Genomic DNA, 16,522 nt, shown 5'->3' with positions numbered 1-16,522 from the left:
CTGTAGTCACCGACGCCTAGAGCGTTGCCGGTGCGACCTCGTGCTCGGTTTTCTCGGCGGCCGCCTGCTCCCGTCGCCGGGCCGCCGCCGAGGCGAGCGCGGCCGGTGCGATCAGCAGCGCGATGCCACCCGCGAAGCCGATCGCGAACTCCAGGTTGGTCAGCTGCGCGACACCACCGATCATCGGCGGGCCGATCAGGAAGCCCGAGTAGGCGATCGTGGTGACGAAGCCGATCTCCCGTTCGCCGCCGGTGCCGTCGCCGCGCCTGCCGACCGCGCCCGCGAGGTCGAGCGCGACCGGGAAGGCGAACGCGAGACCACCGCCGGCCAGCGCGAACCCGACGTAGGCGAGCCAGTCCACGGGCACGATCGCGATCACGATCAGCCCGGTGCCCGCCATCAGCGCACCGCCGACCAGGATCTTCACGGCGCCGAGCCGTCGTTCCATCTGCTCGCCGAGCAGCCGGACCACGCCCATGGCGATGCAGAAGACCGAGAACGTGACCGCGCCCGCCGCCTCGCTCATGCCACGCTCGCGGACCGCGAACAGCGCGGACCAGTCGCCGCTCGCGCCCTCGACGATGGCGGAGAACAGGGCGATGAAGCCGAGCAGCCACAGGACCGGGCGGCGCAGCAGGCGGCGGTCGGGGCCGCTGTGCTCGCCGGTGTCGACGGCGGCCACCTCACGTGGCACGAACCGGATCACGCCGAGCGTCAGCACCGCCGCGACGCCCGCGACCAGGGAGAAGTGCGGGACCAGGCTCAGTTCGTGGCCCGCGGCGAAGGCTGCGCCCATCGAACCGGCGAGGGCTCCGAAGCTGAAGAACGCGTGGAAGACGGGCATCAGCGCACGGCCGGTGCGGCGGATGACGGTGACCGCGGCCACGTTCATCGCCACGTCGAGCATGCCGACCGACGCGCCGAGCAGAACCAGGACCAGGCCGAGCTGCAGCGGCGAGGCGACCATGGCGAGGAGCGGCAGGACGGCCGCGGTGGCCAGGCCCGAACCGAGGACCACCACGGGGGCGCCGAACCGCGCGCACAGGCGGCCGGTCAGCGACGCGGCGGTGATCATGCCCACGCTCGCGCCGAGCAGCGCGAGGCCGAGGACACCGGCACTGGCGCCGATCTGCTCGGCCAGTGTCGGCATACGTGGCGCCCACGAGCCGATGACCACGCCGTTGAGCGCGAACACGATGAACACCGACAGCCCCGAACGCACCTGTTCCTCCTTCTGGACCCCGCGGGAGCCATCGTACTGAAGCGCTTCAGTCATGGCTACGAGTTTGCTGAAGCACCTGGTCGTAGGCTTGAACGGTGCACCATGACCGGGAAAGGCGACCGACGCTGGACACCGTCGCCCAGCGCGTCGGCGTCTCCCGGGCGACGGTGTCGAACGCGTACAACCGGCCGGACCAGCTGTCCAGCGAGCTCCGCGAGCGCATCATCGCCACCGCCAAGCTGTTGGGTTACGCCGGCCCGGACCCGGTCGCGCGCAGCCTCGCGACGAAACAGGCCGGTTCGGTGGCGTTCATGCTGTGCGACGGCCTGTCCTCGGCGTTCTCCGACCCAGCGCTGTCGATCATGCTCGACGCCCTGTCCGCCACGGTGGACAGCGGAGACCGGTCGCTGCTGCTCCTGCCCGGCGTCAACGGCGACGGGCCACGTGCGCAGTCGGTGATGCGGGCGCAGACCGACGTCGTGGTGGCCTACTCGCTACCGGACAACGCGCCGGCACTCGAGGCCGTGCGCGCCCGTGACCTGCCGCTCGTGGTCGTCGACCAACCCGCCGTACCGGGGTCCGCGCGCGTGCGCGTCGACGACGAGGGCGGCGCGTACCTGGCCGCCAAGCACGTCGCCGACCTCGGCCATCGCCACGTCGGCATCCTCGGCCTCGGCCTGAGCGCGGACGGGGTCAGCGGACCGGTCAGTCCACAGAGGATCGCGCAGGCACACTTCCGGGTCACCCTCGACCGCCTCGCCGGCTACCTGAAAGCCCTGGGTGAACAGGGTATCGTCGGATCCGCGGCGCCGTTCTGGGAGGCGCCGGGCAACGCGCGCGAGATGGGCAGGGAGGGCGCGAGGTGGCTGTTCGGGCGCGAACCGAGACCGACCGCGGTGCTCTGCATGTCCGACGAACTGGCGCTGGGCGCCATCCGCGCCGCGAACGACCTCGGGCTGTCCGTGCCGGGAGAGGTCTCCATCGTGGGCTTCGATGACACCCCAGCCGCGAGTTGGAGCGATCCGCCGCTGACCACCGTCCGGCAGGACCTCGTCACCAAGGGCCGCCAGGCCGGTGAGCTGGCATTACAGGTCCTCGACGGCGCAAGACCGGGCAGACCGGTCACCATCGGAGTCGACCTCCAGGTCCGCGGTTCGACCGCCGCGACGGTGTGACGTCGGGACAACTTGGCGAGAACGAGAAACGCCAGAGCGTCCGCGAACGATCAGACCCACTGGGACAGCCATCCGCCCCCGGGCGGCCGGTTGCCTCATGCCCTCGTAGCTCAGCGGACAGAGCAGGAGCCTTCTAAGCTCTGGGTCGCAGGTTCGAGTCCTGCCGGGGGCGCGTAGCCGCAGGTAGGGCGGTTGATCACGAAGTCATCTCGTGATCAACATGCCCTTTACCTGCCTCTTTCGGGAGGATCTCCGGCATTGCCGCCGTGCTCCCCTCCCCTGCCACGTGCCGGTCCATGTACTCATCTTGGGTCGTCGAGATCCGATCGTGACCGAGGTAGTCGGCGATCTGCCGAGCAGACCAACCCGCGGCATCCAATCGGGTGGACACGAAGTGGCGGAACGCATGAGGGTGCAGCCCGGCCCATGTGGTGCCCCCGACCGCCGCGCGGAGTTGCTTGCGCAGGTTGTCAGGGTCCCTGAGTGTGTCCGCAGACGACGGGAACACCCACTCGCACGTGCGGTCGGCATTCCTGCGCTTCAAGATCTCCAACACCCAGGCGGGTGGCCGGATGGTCCGCATGCCCGCTTCCGATTTCGTGTGCTGCTGCACGATCAGTCCGCGGCCCTTGACCCGGATCACAGTGCCCGCGACCTGAACCGTTCCTGCGTCGAAGTCGACCTTTGACCAGTCCAGCGCTACGAGTTCGCCGATCCGGGCACCAACGCCGCTGAGCACGTCCACCACGTCCACGAGGTCGTTGCGGACGGCCACGTCGGAGGAAGCCATGTGCGCCCGCAGCCTGGCCACGCTGTCCTCAGTGAGAACCACCTTGCGGCCAGCACGACGTTCGGACTTCCGCTTCCGCGGAGCGGGAGTCAGCTCGCGTACCGGGTTGTCATCCAGCGCGTCCAACCGGACCGCCAACGAGCACATGCCGCCAAGCACGATTCGTGCGTGCCGCGCCCGGCCGACGCCGTTGCTGTCCCGGATCGCCCGGATGATCCGATCGGCTACAGACACCCTGCGAAAGTCCTTGACCCTCAGCGATGCGGCAGCCGGAGCGAGCAGTTTCGTCCAGACCTCGGTGTAGGTCTCCTTCGTGCGAGTCGCCTTACCGGACTCGGCGAGGTCCCGCAGCCACAGGTCGGCAACCGCCGCGAACCGCGAGTCAGGCGTGATCTCGCCATCGGCGATGATCTTGCCGCGATCCCGGAGCGCAGCCCGCAGGTTGTCAGCCGCCTTGTTGGCCGAAGCACCCACCCGGCCGACACGGCGAGTCACGCCGTCGAAGTCTCGGTACTTGGCATCCGCACGCCAGGTAGACAGCCCTACCCGAGTCACATTGATCTTCCCGTAGGTGCCGAGCGGCAGTGGTGGTCGCGGCATCAGGCGACCTCCGCGGGAAGCTTCTCGAACCACTCGATCACGTCAGCGGCGCGGTAGCGGACGTACTTGCCGACACGGCGTCCAGGAGGCCCGTAGCCTTTGGTGCGCCACTGGTAGAGGGTCTGTTCGGGGATGCCGAGGTATTCGGCGACGTCCTTGATTCCCCACAGCTTGGATGCGTTCATGCTGCTTGTTCCTGTTCTTGTCGGTTCCTGCTGAGACGTGCTTGCCGTGTCCGGTCGGAGATGGCCGCGGCGAGTTCGCGTTCGGCGTCGTCGGCGTAGCCGGTGCCGGTGAACTCCCAGTCGTTGATCACGGTGATGTCGTCGAAGTCCTCGGCGGGGATGCCGAGCGCGGTCAGGCGTTCGGCGAGCCGGTGGGCTTGGCGGTCGCCGCGGAGGGTCTTGAAGGTGGTCGAGTAGGCGCGGGATTTGGTGAGGAAGTGGCCGCGGAACCCGAGCATGTGTGCCCAGCGCCGCAGGTTCAGGTCCTCGTACTTCTCTTGTTCGCCGAGGTCCCAGGCGGTTTGGATCATGCGCCGGTGGTGGTCGGAGACCCGCAGGTGGTCGATGTCCAGTTGGGACCTGACCGGGCGGTCGGCGGCTTCGGTCTTGCCGGTGCCCTTGGTGGCGTACTTGGCGATGTAGCCGGACAGGCGTTGTTCGCTGATCTGGCCGTCGTCGTCCTCCACATCGGACGTGCGGACGATCGGCCGGATGTCGACTTGTCCACCCCAGGCGAGGGTGAGGGCGGCACCGTCCGGCCGGGTGGTCTTGATCGAGACCGCGCCAGCAGCAGCGTGTACCGCTGCGTCGAGCAGCTCGGGCGTGGCCCACGCGGGTGGTGGTGTGGCCGCGCCGTCGGGTCCGTCGAGGCGGACAACGGCGTGGAAGTGGACGAGCCCGCGCCGCTGATATTCGGCGACCTTGCCGTATGAGACCCGCGCGACGTGTTTGAAGTCCCGGACGCGGATACCGGCGCGTTTGGCGATCTCGCGGCGGAGGCGGGTGACGAACCGGTGCCACAGGACACCGGTGTGTGCCTGCCAGAGCACCGCCCCGGTGTAGTCGTACCCGTCGGCGTCCAGGGGTGCGCCGATGCGCGGGTCGTGCTCGTGGTGCCGTTCCCCGCACGGGCACCGCAGCGGGCGTCCAGCGCTGCTGTACGCGCGGTTGTGGACCTGCCCGAACGAGGGCGGGGTGAGGGTGACGAACGCGCGGGGCCGGTCGGTGACCGACTCAGGCACACCTTTGGAGCCACCGGAGAGCCCGGCGCGGATGAGGTGGAACGCGTCGGCGGCGTAGCGGTCCGAGCAGGTCGGGCAGACCGCGGCGCGTCGGTTGCCGCAGGGCACCCATGCAGTGCCGTTGTGTTCGTCGACCACTTCGCCGGTGGGTGCGTGCATGAGCGTGGAGCCACCGGCGAGCCGGATGGGCTTCGCGCAGCCGCCAATGGCCTCCACGCGGGCACGCCAGTTGCCGTAGTCGGCGGATCGGAGCCGTTCGCGGATGCGGTCGTCTACCGTCCACATGCGGCGGTCACCTCCTTGTTCGGGTGGTTGTGTTCGAGGTGGTCGACGAGTTGTCGGCCGATGAACTCGGTGTAGGTGGGTGGGATGGCCTGGGCCAGTTCGTGACTGGTCATCCAGTCGATGCCCATTGCTTGCGCGGCGACGTCGGTGGTGACGTCGCCGGTGACGGAGATGTGCAGGCCGGCGTTCCAGCACGTGCGACGCTTCTTCGCCGAGGTGCGGACGCGGTGGAGCGGGTGGGCGGGTTCGACGAGCAGCAGGGGGCCGTTGATCTCGAACCAGCGGTGTCGGTAGGTGCGGAGGTCGAACATGCCGCCGCACAGCCGGAGGTCCACGCGCATGTCCGCGCCGGCGACGTTCTCGATCACGGTCACCGGGTGGTCGACGAGTGCTTGCCGTGTCGCGTCCAGCAGCCAGCCGGTGCCGTCCTCACCGGAGCGCGCCTTGAGCGAGGTGTGGTCGTGGCAAGGTGGGCTGGCGTGAATCGCGTCGAACTCGTGGCCGTGGGCGGTGAGGAAGTCGAGCGCGTCGGCCTGGTGGAACTCGAACGGGTAGCGGGGTTGGGGGCGGATGTCGACGCCGACCACCTCGAACCCGGCGCGGTGGTAGCCCATCGCGGCACCGCCGGCGCAGCAGTACAGATCGAGCAGACGGGGTTTGCCCACGGCGTATCACCTCGAAGTTGTTGGGGCACAACGAGAAGGGCGGGACATCAGCCGGTGTGGCCGTGCCCCGCCCTTGTGCGTGTGCGGGTCAGTCGAGCGAAGGGAGCGGGTGCCCGTTGGTCGGCGGGCGGTCGGCGAGCACGCGCCGGGCCAGGTCGGCAGGTACGCGGGCGACGCGTTGGATGTCCTCGACGGAGGGGTCGCGGCCCTCGTTCCGTGCCGCGGTGATGGCGGCGTCGATTCGGGCGGTGATGTCGGCGGGCAGCCGCACTCGAGGAACGGCAGTCGTCTCCGGTGGTGCCGGTGCCGGGAGCGGTTCGGGCGCTTCCGCTGCCGGTTCCACCTTGTCGGCCGTCTCTTCGGGTGGGGTGGTCGGTGCGCGCCGCATGAGCAGCTTGACGACCGCGAGGAAGCCGAGCGCGGGCATGGCGGCGACCAGCCACCCGGCCGGGGAGCGTTCGGCTTCGGCGACCTGGGCGGTCATCTGGACCAGCACCCCGAACACCAGCACGGTCGCCGGGAGCGCGTACGGGCGACCTGCGGCCCGGTCGTGGTGGATCTCGAACCCGGCGACCACGGCCATGCCCTCGATGACCACCGCGGTCGCCCAGGCGAGCCAGCCGGTTTGGCCGTGGGAGACGGCCCAGTCGTGGGTGTGGGTGAACCCGGCCGCCGCGCCGATCCCGCCGAGGATGACCGCGACGCCGATCCGGATCACGTCGGCGAGCTTGCCGTGCATGGCCCGTTCTCCTCTCTGTGTGGTCAGCCGGTGCCCGTGAGCGCGTCGCGGGCGGCCGTGAGGCCGCGCCACAGGTCGTACGCCTCGGCAGCCAGCCGGACCGCGGTGCGGGAGTTCTCGTTCGGGAGGCCGCTGACCGGGATGTCCTCGATCGTTTTGATGACCTCGTCGAGGCGACGCGTCGCGGCGTCGTACAGGGACGCGGCCGATTCGACTGCTGTAGACACGGGGTCGTCCTTTCTGGAATCAGCGGTTCGACGTGTGTTGCACTGCGGCGACCGCTTCCTCTGCGGTCAGGTCCAGTTCCACTGCCCAGCCGACGATGTGCGGCCAATGGCGGTGCGCCGGACCGGTCACACCGCCCGCGACGTGTGAGGCGAGCACCAGCGCGGTGATGGCCTGGTTACGGGACACGGTGCGGCCCGCAAGCCATGACACCCGCCACCGCCCATACGGTTTCCGGTCGTCCACCGCGTGCGCGGAGTGGCCGCACGAGGCGGTCATGGTGGACTCGTCACCGCGGATGACCTTCGGTTTCGCGAGCGCTGCCCAGCGGTGCATCAGTGCGTGCCCGCTCTTGGTGAGTCGGAGCGGGGTGACCGGTCGGCGGATCGCGCCGTGCTTGCACGACACGGTGTCCCGAGCGGGACGACGCTCCACGTAGCCGTTCGCGGTCAGCGAGGCGAGTACGTTCTCGTCGGTGGCGAGCCGGACGCGGGTGTCGTCCTCGAACACCACGTACCGGTCGCCGTCGTCGAGCAGCCCGTACCGGCCGTGGTGCACGTCGGCGAGCACCTCGGCAGCGACCTCGGGACGGCCCGTCGACCGGGAACGTCGCGAAGACCTGCCCCGAGCCGGGTCAGCCGCGGATGCGTGCCCGGGATCGGTGGTGCCGGTGCCGAACAGGTCGAGTTGATCGGCCATCACAACCACCACCAGCGGCCGCGTGCCTCGAACACCCACTCCCGCGCCAGCCCGCGGACAGCGAACGTCTCGACGACGACCGCGGCGACCACGGCCAGCGCGAACGGGCCGGAGCCGAAGCCCCAGATCCACCCGGCGATCAGCACGGCGAGCCCGAGCAGCAAGGTGACCCGCAGCCAGGTTCCGATCAGTTGTCCTGTGGTGCGCAGCATGCTCACGCCACCTCCCGGTTCTGCGTGACCGGCGTGGCGACTCGCATCGGACGGTCGTCGAGGGGCTGCCAGCGGGTTTTCCGCCACAGCACCACCGCACCGGCGACCAGTCCGAGAACGGACAGGATGACCAGGCCGAGCAGCACGTACCCGACGACCGGCACGGCCGCGGTGAGGGTGACGAGGCCCAGCAGGATCAGGGAGCCCAACGTGAGGGCTTGACGCTCATCGAGCGAAGACATGGTTAGGCCACCACTTCCAGGTTGACGCGCCCGCCCGGTGTGCCGGTGCGGACGAAGTTGACGAGTTGATCGATCTCGCGGTCGTCGACATACGCGGCGCGGACCCGCATCGGGGTCCGGGTGCGCGGGCGGACGACGTAGCCGATGCCCGCGGTTTCCGGGATGTTGGGGATCTCGTCAGCGAGCGCGCCCCGCAGCCGAGCGTCTTCCCCGAGCACGCTGTCGACCTGCCCGGCCGCAGTCAGCCGCAGGCACACCCGCACGGTGAACAGGTCCCGCACCGGCACCGTGTCCTTGGTGGGTTCCTGGACGAACCCGACCATGTGGTGCCCCGACGAGCGGCCCTGCGACCCCACGATGGCGAGGTTGCGCCGGTTGTCCCGGGCGTAGTCGCCGTAGGCGAGCAGGGCGCCCATCTCGTCGGCGATCAGCAGGTTGATCGGCGTCTCAGCCGACACGGTGAGGGTGCGCTTGCCCTTGCCGCCCAACCGGCTCTGACCTTCTTTGAGGTCCTGGACGTAGTCGGCGATCAGGTCGGCGCAGTCCTCATCGGTGGCCGCGTAGCGGTGCGCGATCGGCGCGAGCTTGGCGAACTCCATCTGCTTGGGGTCGCACACCCACAGCCGCACCAGCCCATCCCGGATCAACGGCGCGAGCGTGCGCAGCAACGACCACCCGATGCTGTTCTTCCCCGCACCCGTGGCCCCGGCGACGAACCAGTGGTTCCCGGTCAGCGACTCGCGCCACTCCCCGCCGAACTCGTCGTCCCCGAGGTAGACCGACCGCAGGTCCACCGCGTCGGAATCCGCCGGCATCTCCGGTGCGTCGATGACCTCGGTGAACGGTTCGGCGTGCTGCACCACGAGCCCGACCACCCGCGGCCTGACCTTCTCGATCCCGATCCGCTCCACGTTCAGCGCCGCGCACAGCTCCTCCACCCGATCCGTGAACGACCGCACCGATTGACCGCGCGCCAGCCCGACGAACACCGTGTCCACGGTCGGCGAGTGCGCCCGCACCTTCAGCACCCGCGGGAAGTGATCCGCGCCGGTCTTGCGGTGGGTGGTGAACAGCTCGCAGTCCTGCATAGCCCTGCGCCACCGGCCACCCGAGTAGGTCCACCACCGACGCCGCGCCGACCGCACCCGCGGCGTGACCACCCGGTCGAAGCTGTTCGGGTGCCCCCGGTACCACGCGCCAACAGCAGCCGCAGTCAGCCCGGCACCGATCCCCATCGTCTGCGGCCCCAACTCCACGCAGCCCCAGCCGAGCCCACCCGGCACCGCCACGCTCAACGGATGCCGCATCGCCCACCCAGCGGCACGCCACTCCGCGCCCGGCCGACGCGTCGACTCCTGCTTACCCGCGTTCCCGCGGCTCGTCTTGCTCACGACCTGTTCACCTCCCGTCAGCAGGCACGAGAAAGCCCCAACCACCCGTGAGGGGTGATCGGGGCCGCTCCCTGCCTGGTCTGTTCTGCCGTCCCGCTACCGCTAGTCCTTCGGATCGATCGCCGTGCGCGCGTCCATCAACGCCACCGTCAACCGCGCCATCTCCCGCGCCATCCGGTCATGGTTCGCCTTGAACGCCTGCCGCCGCGCCGGAACCAGGCGGATCGCCTCCCGCAACATCGCCATCGCCTTGTCCACGTCCTCCACGGCCCGGTCCACCTGATGCGACATCAGAGCCTCCACTCCCGCGAGACCAGCTCCGCCTCGTACTTCTTCGTCTTGGCCCGCAGTCGTTCGAGCTCCTCCACCACGGTGCGTTTGATCCCGGCCAGCTCCTCCCGCCTCGGCACCGTCCACCCGGAACTGCCCCCGACCCAGCGAACCTTCCCGATCACCGGAGTCAGGTTGTCCAGCGCCTCACGCACCATGTCCATCGCCGACACGAACGACGCGTACCGCTCCCGCGCCCTCCGGTTCACCGACTCGATCTGCATCTACGCCACCCTCCCCATCACCCGACCCGACACCGGCCCCGACACCGTGGCCGCGAACTCCACCGCCGTCGTCAGATCCACCGTCAGGAACCGCACCGCGTTCCGCACCACGTCCCGCACCTCCCGGTCCGGATCGGTCGCCGCGAACTCCCGGTACGCCGCGTTCGCCGCCTCGATAATCCGCTCAATCTCCCGCATCACTCGCCGCCTTCCCGCACGATCACCCGCGCGATCCGCAAACCCGCCACATAGCCCTGCCGCCACACCGGCGACACCAACAACTCCTCATCCGGGCACGACTCCACACGCACCCGCTCACGCTCCAACCGCTCCGCGATCCGCTGCCGCACCACCACCGGCCGCACTCTCCGCGTCACCACCCAACCTCCCTTCCTGCCAACAGAAAGCGCCACGAATGTCCCCGCGCCAACCGCCCCACCAACGGCAGCGACCAGCGCGGGAACAAACGAAACCCTTCCTCTCCCGACACCTCTCGCAGCGCCGGAAGAAGGCATAGATCGGCCCACTGTGGAATTCTCAAAGAACAAGCAGCCCAGAAAAACGGCTTAGAAAACGCGCTCGAAATCGGTTACTCGGAAGAAAGTGGCGATCAGGCGACCGGCTTGATCCCCGTCGCACGCCACGCCAGGCCGGACATCATCCGACCGTCCAACTCGTTCTCCCAGTGCGACACACGCGGGTTGATCAGCTCCACCAGGTCACCCTCGGACACCTCGTCACCCGGGTCCGTCTCCAACGTGCACTTGATCTCCGCGCCCTTACCCGCGTAACCCGACTGGTTCGGCCGCGGCTTCACGAACAACACGACCACGAACTGCGTCGCACCGTCCCGGTCCGTCACGACCTCCGACTGACCGTCCTTGCCCTGGCGCATCTTCACGGTCGGAGCCTCCGTCACCAGCACCTTGTGACCGGACAACTGAACGGGGATGTTCCGCAACACAGCGCCTCCAGGTAGTCTGTCCTGTATTACCTGTAGATACAGGAGCTGTATTAAATGTATCTACAGGTAAGCTAGGTGTCAACACCCGAAGGTGACGAGAGACTGAAGAGGAGCGATGGCAACGGACACGCTGTACGGCCGCATCGCCGCTGACCTGCGGAAGGCCATCGTTGACGGCAACCTGACCGCCGAGATGGAGTTCCCGTCCGAGGCTCAGCTACAGGAGCAGTACGGCACTAGTCGGGTGACCGTGCGCAAGGCGCTTGCTCAGCTCGAACAGGAGGGCCTCGTGTCCGCCCGGGCGGGCCGTGGCCGCACTGTCCGGCAGCGACGGAACATGGTGTACCGGCCGCAGTCCGACGAGGAGCCGCGGCGATCCAAGGTGATGGACCGGTTCATGACGTCGCTCACCGAGGAAGGGCGGACGCCGTCGCAGCAGATCGACGTCAAGATCGAGGCCGCTGACCGGTTGGTGGCTGCCCGATACGGGGTGCCTGAGGGGACGCCGGTGGCCGTGCGCCGACGGGTCCGCAGTATCGACGGCGAGCCGTTCAACATCAACGACACGTACTACCTGCTCGATCTCGTGAAGGACACCCCGATCATGAACCCGGCCGACATGCCGGAGGGTTCGAACGCTGTCATCACGCGTCTTCTCGGCCGTGAGGTACGCGCGATCGACGAGTACTACGTCCGGATGCCAACGCCGGAGGAGTCCACACGTCTGGCCCTGCCGACCGGGACGCCGGTGGCTGTGCACTACCTGACCGGCTTCACCGCGGACGACAAGGTCGGACGCGTCGAGAAGTACGTACTACCCGGCGACCGTCACGTGATCGTGTACGAGCGCGAACACCCGAAGCCGAGCGCCTGATGGACACGGTCACGGTCAGTCGGGCGACTTCCGCCGACGTGGGCGTGGTGGCTGACATGTGGGTGCGAGCGGCTGCAGCTCTCGCGGATGTCGGGCTGGACCAGTGGCAGTACCCGGTGAAGCTCGACAACATCCGAGCCGCGATTGCCGCCAAGACCTGTTGGCTCGTCCGTGATCCAGCGGAGACGGTTGTTGGAACGATCACCGTCGACCGAAACGCCGACCCGGCGATGTGGTTGCCCGAGGATCACCCCGACGAGGCCCTCTACCTCCACCGCATGGTCACCGAGCCAGCCGCAAAGGGGATCGAACTCGGTTCCGCGCTCATCGACTGGGCCGCGCGCCGCGCCATCGAAGTGGGTTGCAAGTGGATCAGGCTCGACGCGTGGCGGTCCAATCCTGGGTTGTGGCGCTACTACGCCGATCGCGGTTTCGAGCTTGTGCGTGTCGTCCCCGACCCCTCTGGTTCTGGCGCGTGCTTCCAGCGAGACGCAACTGTCCAGCTTGGACGTGGTCCGCAGGTTCGCGCCGCCGACTAGTCCGACATGGACGCCCACCGGTTGGCTGCTGTGTTCAGACTTTCTCTACTTGTTCAAGGCGGGCGCCTGTCGGCGCCCGCTGGCCCGCTGTGCTCATGGCCGACGCGGCACTGCGCGCTGGGCGTGCGGCTGGCGCCGGTCCCAGCGCGCGCCGGTCGGCCGAAGGCGGGCCGGGAGCAAGGCCCGCGCTGAACCGGCAAGAGAATGTCCTCGCCGGACGGGCAGGCCAACAGGATGGCGGGACCGCGGTCCGGCTGCGGTTCGTCGGGGGAAAGTCCTGCCATCCCGTCGACCTCCACAAGGGCTATCGCACCGCGTCAAGGGGGCAGACCCAGCCCAAAGCGCCGGCCACGAGGACAGTGCCCCCTTGACCCGGCACGATCGGGCTACGCCAGGTCGACGGGATGGCAGGAGCCCCCTCCTCGTGGGGAGTATCTGAAACGGATCTTGCTCGCGGAGCGATTAGAGATCAAGGTGCCAATCAGAAGGGTGTGATCACCGTGGCGACAAGAAAGATACTGACCATCAATATCGAGTTCGAATTGGGCGATCGAAAAGCGGGAAAGAAGAGACTGGAAGCGGTCTACAACGGTGCGGTTGAAGGTGCTATAAACGCAGCCTCTGCGGAGCTTCTCGAAGGAGGGCTGGTCGACGTGCGGCACAGTATGACCTTCGACTATCGCTGGGCGGAGAAGAACAGTTCGACGCCAATCGGCGGCGATGCTTGGGACGAAGACGAGGAGTCTTAGTCTTCCGCAACTGTAGTCTTCGTGCGTACGCCTCTCCGCAGTGTTCAGGGAAGCTCTCGCGATGCTGGTATGGCTGAGTCGACCGGGTGTCATGCTCGTGTTGGTAAGATGTCGTGCACTTCCTGGTAGCGGGGAGTGATCAGTCGAAACTGTAAGCAACGGGGGTATGAGTGCCTGCAGGCGAGCCCTGGTCAGACGATGACTTCTTCATGCAGCCAGTGCAGAAGATACCGAAACGCGACCAGCCCCCAGCGGCTGTCAAATCTATCCGCGCCAAATTCAAGGAGCTGATGCAGCAGCCGGATCCGAATGGCGACGGAACGATCGGTGCAGCCAAGACGGGAGTCTACGCTTTCTTCGACTACGACGACGAGCCTATCTATGTCGGACAGACTTCCTCTAGCTTTTCGGATCGTGTTGGTAGACACCTCACAGGCCAGCGCTCCGATGCCGTTGCAAAGTTCATTCTCGATCCGTTTGAAGTCGCGACGATTTCTATGTGGTCGGTGCCGAGTATTGCGGTGGCTCCGAGCGCAAAAGATCCGGAGAAGAAAGCGACGGCGGCTGAAAAGCGCGTGATGCTCAATCCATATGAGTACACTGTCTATCTGCAACTGGAGAAAGCCAGCCGGTTCCATGCCGTTCTCAACGAGGGTGAGATTCACGCAACTGAGGAAGTAGAGTTGCCCATTCCCGTGCGAGGGCGCATAATCCCAGACGAGTTGTGGGAAGATCGAAAACACTCCGACATTCGTATTGCCAGGCGTGCGGCGACGATATCAAGACTCTCTCAGATGATCTCTGAGCGGGAGGTGTCCGGAGGTATGCGGCGCACTTTGTTGCTTCAAGCCAAGAGATTGGCTTGGCTGGCGGAGAAACGCATTGTCGAGGTGGGCGCTCAAGTTCCGGACGCGGAGGACAGAGAGATAACTGACGACTAACTGAGTCAAAACGATACTTATAGCTGGCTGAACTGATCCGCCTCGTCACAACAGAAGCAGTCAGCCGCCAGCAGGGGGCTCAGACGCGTCGACCAGCAGTGCGTGACTGAGTTAGTGCGGCTCGCCGGAGCATCACTAGCTCAGTCACGCGCTCTGCAGCCTCGGTGAGATTCTCGTGCTCCCACACCACGACAAGCGCCCAACCGGCATCATTGAGTGTGTTAGCGGTGTCGGCGTCCCGTCGCATATTTCGTTCTACCTTGCCCGCCCAGTATTGGCTGTTGGTCGCTGGCGCTCGATAGTGCTCAGGGCAGCCATGCCAGAAGCAGCCGTACACCTCAACCGCGACACGTGCAGGGCGAAACACAATATCGGCGGTGCGCCGCATGCCTGGAATCGGTCTAGCGCACACTCGATAACGAAGACCCCGAGCGTGCAGCAGCTGCCGTAAAGCTACCTCAGGCTTTGTATCTCGGCTTCGATTCGCCTGCATAGACCTGCGGGTCGCAGGGGAGGAGGCCCAAGATGGCTGCCTACTCTTCGACTCCTTTATTGATCCCATGCCGTGAGCTCACATACTTAAGTTCCAGCTATGGCAAGTTCGTGTTGAAGCATTGGTTCTTGCAATTTTCCTTCGACCAGCGGCATCAGATAGTGTTCAGCCAACCAGGCGACTACAGGAACGCATACGGCGTCGCCGAAGCCGAATAGCACTTGATTGTCTCGCATGCCCTTCAGTTCGTAGTCGTCGGCCCCCATCAGCCGAGCGTATTCACGGCCGGTCATCCATCGTACGCGAAATTCTCCTTTGCCAGCTTCGACGAGGGCTTGTTTTGAAGAGCCGCCTCTTGCAGTGCGTAGGCAACCGGCGATGTCGTCAGATCGCACTTCCCACATAGGCTTACCTTGACGAGTTCGCCTATAGGCAGTCCGATGAACAAGCGTGGATCCTTCACGCAGGATTTTAAGTCGCGCAGCTTGAGCAGGCGAGAGTCCCATCTCGAATGCCGCGAGCCGCTTGGCGTCCCACCAACGTTCGTCACTCGGAGGGATGCTTTCGACAACTGACGTGAGAGAGCCAGCGCTAGGAGATATCTCTGGCAGACGGGCGCGATGCGTCACAAGCGACGGGTTCTCGAACGGTGCTTGCAGCCAGCGCGGACGCAGCTGTGGATTGGCATCCGGGTCGTCAACCGGAGGGTTCAGCGCACCGATGACGAACAGTCGCGGCCGTGACTGCGGAACGAACATTCGGGCATCGATCGTTAACACGTCGGCCGAGTAACCGAGCTTGTTCAACTCAGCGATCGCCGCGGTCAAGTCGTCGCCTCCGTGGCTAGTCGCCAAGCCAACGACGTTCTCAAGTGTCACAACCGGGGGCCGCGCCTCGGCAGGTAGCTCGCTCAATGCCCGTGTGAACTGGTAGAAGGCCGATGAGCGAGCGCCGCTCAAACCTAGGCGCGCACCTGCAAGAGATACATCCACGCATGGAGACGACGCCCAAGCAACGGAGAGGCCCTCGGGAAGGTCCGCTCCTCTCACCTGACCTACATCGCCCAGGACGAACTTGTGAGACTCAGTCGGGTCCTTGAAGTGCCCGATGTACATGTTGTGTTTCGCGGCATCGATGTCGTTCGCCCATGGCACGCGGAAGCCGGCCCGCTCCAGCCCCAGGCGGGCCAGCCCGATACCTGCGAAGAACTCAGCAGCTGCTGGTTCCGCCGGGGAGCCGTGCTCGTCAACAGCCGGTTGATCCATAGGCCTCACTCTATGAAAACTACGAGGCCTACGGTGGGACGTATGGCGCGGGTCGCACGAGTGTTCGTGGCAACCCTGCGTAGGGTGTGGGGTTGGCATGTTCCTCCTTGATCGTGTTGCGACGAGAGGCGGCCACCTGAGCTGCGCTAACTGCCCAAAGTGAGGTAGGACGCGTGAGTGCATAGATCTGCCTACTGACCACGTCAGCGTCAGTGCTAACCGAACGTCCTACGTGTGCAAGATCACCTACCGGATCATGCGCGCCGCGTCTGCAAGATCGACTCACACTCTTAATCAGCTGCAACCACCGCAGCTGACGTCAAACCGGGGCATACGTCGCGATGCGCGGCGACCATCGGTGCAGGTGAGAGCATGTGTTGACAGATAACAGTACGAACCTGTCCCAAGTGATCACGAAGCCGTAGGTTCAGGGGTTGAGTACGGGAACTTCATGGGACCGACGGTACGGCGGGAACACGACACACCACGCGGGTTACCGGGCGGTTGTGGACAACTCAGTGGGCTGTGGACAACTCCGTCAGGAGTCGACCTTGTCGGTCGATGCGGTCGACGCGAGCAATCAGGCGCAGCCGCCTGACTCTTACCCCACCCAAACGACCGCAGACACCAACCGACCACGCATGTTGTCGGA

The 16,522-nt window shown here is 66.4% G+C and carries 23 protein-coding genes and 1 tRNA gene; 6 read left to right on the top strand and 18 right to left on the bottom strand.

Annotated features, from left to right (window positions below; all coding sequences use genetic code 11):
• Positions 1 to 16: 16 nt before the first annotated feature.
• Positions 17 to 1,276, bottom strand: a complete 1,260-nt coding sequence (locus ACIBVP_RS42325) for an MFS transporter (RefSeq protein WP_396112259.1) — start codon at positions 1,274 to 1,276, stop codon at positions 17 to 19.
• Positions 1,277 to 1,317: 41 nt separating this feature from the next.
• Here ACIBVP_RS42325 and ACIBVP_RS42320 point away from each other — a divergent pair, with 41 nt between their 5' ends.
• Positions 1,318 to 2,397 carry a LacI family DNA-binding transcriptional regulator gene (locus tag ACIBVP_RS42320; RefSeq protein WP_396112258.1) on the top strand — a complete coding sequence of 360 codons (1,080 nt, stop codon included), beginning with the start codon at positions 1,318 to 1,320 and terminating at the stop codon, positions 2,395 to 2,397.
• A gap of 99 nt (positions 2,398 to 2,496) precedes the next feature.
• Positions 2,497 to 2,569 (top strand) — tRNA-Arg (locus ACIBVP_RS42315).
• Between the two features lie 24 nt (positions 2,570 to 2,593).
• Here ACIBVP_RS42315 and xerC read toward each other — a convergent pair.
• The 15 genes from xerC to ACIBVP_RS42240 all read right to left on the bottom strand — a co-directional run bounded on the left by xerC (position 2,594) and on the right by ACIBVP_RS42240 (position 10,964).
• The gene (gene xerC, locus ACIBVP_RS42310; protein ID WP_396112257.1) at positions 2,594 to 3,787 is read right to left on the bottom strand and encodes a tyrosine recombinase XerC; all 1,194 of its coding nucleotides are present in this window, start codon (positions 3,785 to 3,787) and stop codon (positions 2,594 to 2,596) included.
• Positions 3,787 to 3,972, bottom strand: a complete 186-nt coding sequence (locus ACIBVP_RS42305; RefSeq protein ID WP_396112256.1) for a helix-turn-helix transcriptional regulator — start codon at positions 3,970 to 3,972, stop codon at positions 3,787 to 3,789. The genes xerC and ACIBVP_RS42305 overlap by 1 nt, the downstream gene beginning before the upstream one ends.
• Positions 3,969 to 5,318, bottom strand: a complete 1,350-nt coding sequence (locus ACIBVP_RS42300; protein ID WP_396112255.1) for a replication initiator — start codon at positions 5,316 to 5,318, stop codon at positions 3,969 to 3,971. The genes ACIBVP_RS42305 and ACIBVP_RS42300 overlap by 4 nt, the downstream gene beginning before the upstream one ends.
• Positions 5,306 to 5,983, bottom strand: coding sequence for a DNA methylase (locus ACIBVP_RS42295; RefSeq protein WP_396112254.1), 678 nt, complete (start codon positions 5,981 to 5,983; stop codon positions 5,306 to 5,308). The genes ACIBVP_RS42300 and ACIBVP_RS42295 overlap by 13 nt, the downstream gene beginning before the upstream one ends.
• 88 nt (positions 5,984 to 6,071) lie before the next feature.
• Entirely contained in the window at positions 6,072 to 6,722 is a 651-nt protein-coding gene (locus tag ACIBVP_RS42290; protein ID WP_396112253.1) for a DUF2637 domain-containing protein, read from the bottom strand.
• Positions 6,723 to 6,745: 23 nt separating this feature from the next.
• Entirely contained in the window at positions 6,746 to 6,949 is a 204-nt protein-coding gene (locus ACIBVP_RS42285) for a hypothetical protein (RefSeq protein WP_396112252.1), read from the bottom strand.
• Between the two features lie 19 nt (positions 6,950 to 6,968).
• Positions 6,969 to 7,646: a hypothetical protein gene (locus ACIBVP_RS42280; RefSeq protein WP_396112251.1), complete on the bottom strand. Its 678-nt coding sequence runs from the start codon at positions 7,644 to 7,646 to the stop codon at positions 6,969 to 6,971.
• Positions 7,646 to 7,858 (bottom strand): hypothetical protein, encoded by a 213-nt coding sequence (locus ACIBVP_RS42275; RefSeq protein WP_396112250.1) that lies wholly within the window; start codon positions 7,856 to 7,858, stop codon positions 7,646 to 7,648. Before ACIBVP_RS42275 ends, ACIBVP_RS42280 begins: the two co-directional genes overlap by 1 nt.
• A 2-nt stretch (positions 7,859 to 7,860) precedes the next feature.
• A complete protein-coding gene (locus ACIBVP_RS42270; protein WP_396112249.1) occupies positions 7,861 to 8,100 on the bottom strand; it encodes a hypothetical protein in 240 nt (79 codons plus the stop codon).
• A gap of 2 nt (positions 8,101 to 8,102) precedes the next feature.
• Positions 8,103 to 9,491 (bottom strand): FtsK/SpoIIIE domain-containing protein, encoded by a 1,389-nt coding sequence (locus tag ACIBVP_RS42265; RefSeq protein ID WP_396112248.1) that lies wholly within the window; start codon positions 9,489 to 9,491, stop codon positions 8,103 to 8,105.
• A gap of 102 nt (positions 9,492 to 9,593) precedes the next feature.
• Entirely contained in the window at positions 9,594 to 9,782 is a 189-nt protein-coding gene (locus ACIBVP_RS42260; RefSeq protein ID WP_396112247.1) for a hypothetical protein, read from the bottom strand.
• Positions 9,782 to 10,045 (bottom strand): hypothetical protein, encoded by a 264-nt coding sequence (locus ACIBVP_RS42255; protein ID WP_396112246.1) that lies wholly within the window; start codon positions 10,043 to 10,045, stop codon positions 9,782 to 9,784. Before ACIBVP_RS42255 ends, ACIBVP_RS42260 begins: the two co-directional genes overlap by 1 nt.
• A complete protein-coding gene (locus tag ACIBVP_RS42250; RefSeq protein WP_396112245.1) occupies positions 10,046 to 10,243 on the bottom strand; it encodes a hypothetical protein in 198 nt (65 codons plus the stop codon).
• Positions 10,243 to 10,425, bottom strand: coding sequence for a hypothetical protein (locus ACIBVP_RS42245; RefSeq protein WP_396112244.1), 183 nt, complete (start codon positions 10,423 to 10,425; stop codon positions 10,243 to 10,245). Before ACIBVP_RS42245 ends, ACIBVP_RS42250 begins: the two co-directional genes overlap by 1 nt.
• Positions 10,426 to 10,655: 230 nt before the next feature.
• Positions 10,656 to 10,964, bottom strand: a complete 309-nt coding sequence (locus tag ACIBVP_RS42240) for a hypothetical protein (protein WP_396112243.1) — start codon at positions 10,962 to 10,964, stop codon at positions 10,656 to 10,658.
• Between the two features lie 160 nt (positions 10,965 to 11,124).
• Between ACIBVP_RS42240 and ACIBVP_RS42235 the strand changes: the two genes are divergently transcribed.
• The 4 genes from ACIBVP_RS42235 (at position 11,125) to ACIBVP_RS42220 (ending at position 14,112) form a co-directional block, all read left to right on the top strand.
• A complete protein-coding gene (locus tag ACIBVP_RS42235) occupies positions 11,125 to 11,883 on the top strand; it encodes a GntR family transcriptional regulator (RefSeq protein WP_396112242.1) in 759 nt (252 codons plus the stop codon).
• Positions 11,883 to 12,422, top strand: coding sequence for a GNAT family N-acetyltransferase (locus ACIBVP_RS42230; protein WP_396112241.1), 540 nt, complete (start codon positions 11,883 to 11,885; stop codon positions 12,420 to 12,422). The genes ACIBVP_RS42235 and ACIBVP_RS42230 overlap by 1 nt, the downstream gene beginning before the upstream one ends.
• A 491-nt stretch (positions 12,423 to 12,913) precedes the next feature.
• Positions 12,914 to 13,171, top strand: a complete 258-nt coding sequence (locus ACIBVP_RS42225) for a hypothetical protein (protein WP_396112240.1) — start codon at positions 12,914 to 12,916, stop codon at positions 13,169 to 13,171.
• A gap of 170 nt (positions 13,172 to 13,341) precedes the next feature.
• Positions 13,342 to 14,112, top strand: a complete 771-nt coding sequence (locus ACIBVP_RS42220; RefSeq protein ID WP_396112239.1) for a GIY-YIG nuclease family protein — start codon at positions 13,342 to 13,344, stop codon at positions 14,110 to 14,112.
• Positions 14,113 to 14,191: 79 nt separating this feature from the next.
• Here ACIBVP_RS42220 and ACIBVP_RS42215 read toward each other — a convergent pair whose 3' ends face one another.
• Together ACIBVP_RS42215 and ACIBVP_RS42210 are read right to left on the bottom strand one after the other, a co-directional pair.
• Positions 14,192 to 14,674, bottom strand: a complete 483-nt coding sequence (locus ACIBVP_RS42215; RefSeq protein WP_396112238.1) for a very short patch repair endonuclease — start codon at positions 14,672 to 14,674, stop codon at positions 14,192 to 14,194.
• A gap of 17 nt (positions 14,675 to 14,691) precedes the next feature.
• Positions 14,692 to 15,870 (bottom strand): DNA cytosine methyltransferase, encoded by a 1,179-nt coding sequence (locus ACIBVP_RS42210; protein WP_396112237.1) that lies wholly within the window; start codon positions 15,868 to 15,870, stop codon positions 14,692 to 14,694.
• Positions 15,871 to 16,522: the final 652 nt, after the last annotated feature.

This window comes from Actinophytocola sp. NPDC049390 (assembly GCF_044466355.1).
Taxonomy (GTDB): Bacteria; Actinomycetota; Actinomycetes; order Mycobacteriales; family Pseudonocardiaceae; genus Actinophytocola.
This window is presented reverse-complemented; position numbering and strand designations above follow the sequence as displayed.

Excerpts from the sequence above, each read along its gene's own strand:
- ACIBVP_RS42255 (WP_396112246.1), bottom strand. The coding sequence starts at position 10,045 with ATGCAGATCGAGTCGGTGAACCGGAGGGCGCGGGAGCGGTACGCGTCG.
- ACIBVP_RS42235 (WP_396112242.1), top strand. The coding sequence starts at position 11,125 with ATGGCAACGGACACGCTGTACGGCCGCATCGCCGCTGACCTGCGGAAG.
- ACIBVP_RS42290 (WP_396112253.1), bottom strand. The coding sequence starts at position 6,722 with ATGCACGGCAAGCTCGCCGACGTGATCCGGATCGGCGTCGCGGTCATC.
- ACIBVP_RS42300 (WP_396112255.1), bottom strand. The coding sequence starts at position 5,318 with ATGTGGACGGTAGACGACCGCATCCGCGAACGGCTCCGATCCGCCGAC.
- ACIBVP_RS42230 (WP_396112241.1), top strand. The coding sequence starts at position 11,883 with ATGGACACGGTCACGGTCAGTCGGGCGACTTCCGCCGACGTGGGCGTG.
- ACIBVP_RS42275 (WP_396112250.1), bottom strand. The coding sequence starts at position 7,858 with ATGCTGCGCACCACAGGACAACTGATCGGAACCTGGCTGCGGGTCACC.
- ACIBVP_RS42215 (WP_396112238.1), bottom strand. The coding sequence starts at position 14,674 with ATGGGATCAATAAAGGAGTCGAAGAGTAGGCAGCCATCTTGGGCCTCC.
- ACIBVP_RS42280 (WP_396112251.1), bottom strand. The coding sequence starts at position 7,646 with ATGGCCGATCAACTCGACCTGTTCGGCACCGGCACCACCGATCCCGGG.
- ACIBVP_RS42210 (WP_396112237.1), bottom strand. The coding sequence starts at position 15,870 with ATGGATCAACCGGCTGTTGACGAGCACGGCTCCCCGGCGGAACCAGCA.
- xerC (WP_396112257.1), bottom strand. The coding sequence starts at position 3,787 with ATGCCGCGACCACCACTGCCGCTCGGCACCTACGGGAAGATCAATGTG.
- ACIBVP_RS42260 (WP_396112247.1), bottom strand. The coding sequence starts at position 9,782 with ATGTCGCATCAGGTGGACCGGGCCGTGGAGGACGTGGACAAGGCGATG.
- ACIBVP_RS42270 (WP_396112249.1), bottom strand. The coding sequence starts at position 8,100 with ATGTCTTCGCTCGATGAGCGTCAAGCCCTCACGTTGGGCTCCCTGATC.
- ACIBVP_RS42305 (WP_396112256.1), bottom strand. The coding sequence starts at position 3,972 with ATGAACGCATCCAAGCTGTGGGGAATCAAGGACGTCGCCGAATACCTC.
- ACIBVP_RS42250 (WP_396112245.1), bottom strand. The coding sequence starts at position 10,243 with ATGCGGGAGATTGAGCGGATTATCGAGGCGGCGAACGCGGCGTACCGG.
- ACIBVP_RS42325 (WP_396112259.1), bottom strand. The coding sequence starts at position 1,276 with ATGACTGAAGCGCTTCAGTACGATGGCTCCCGCGGGGTCCAGAAGGAG.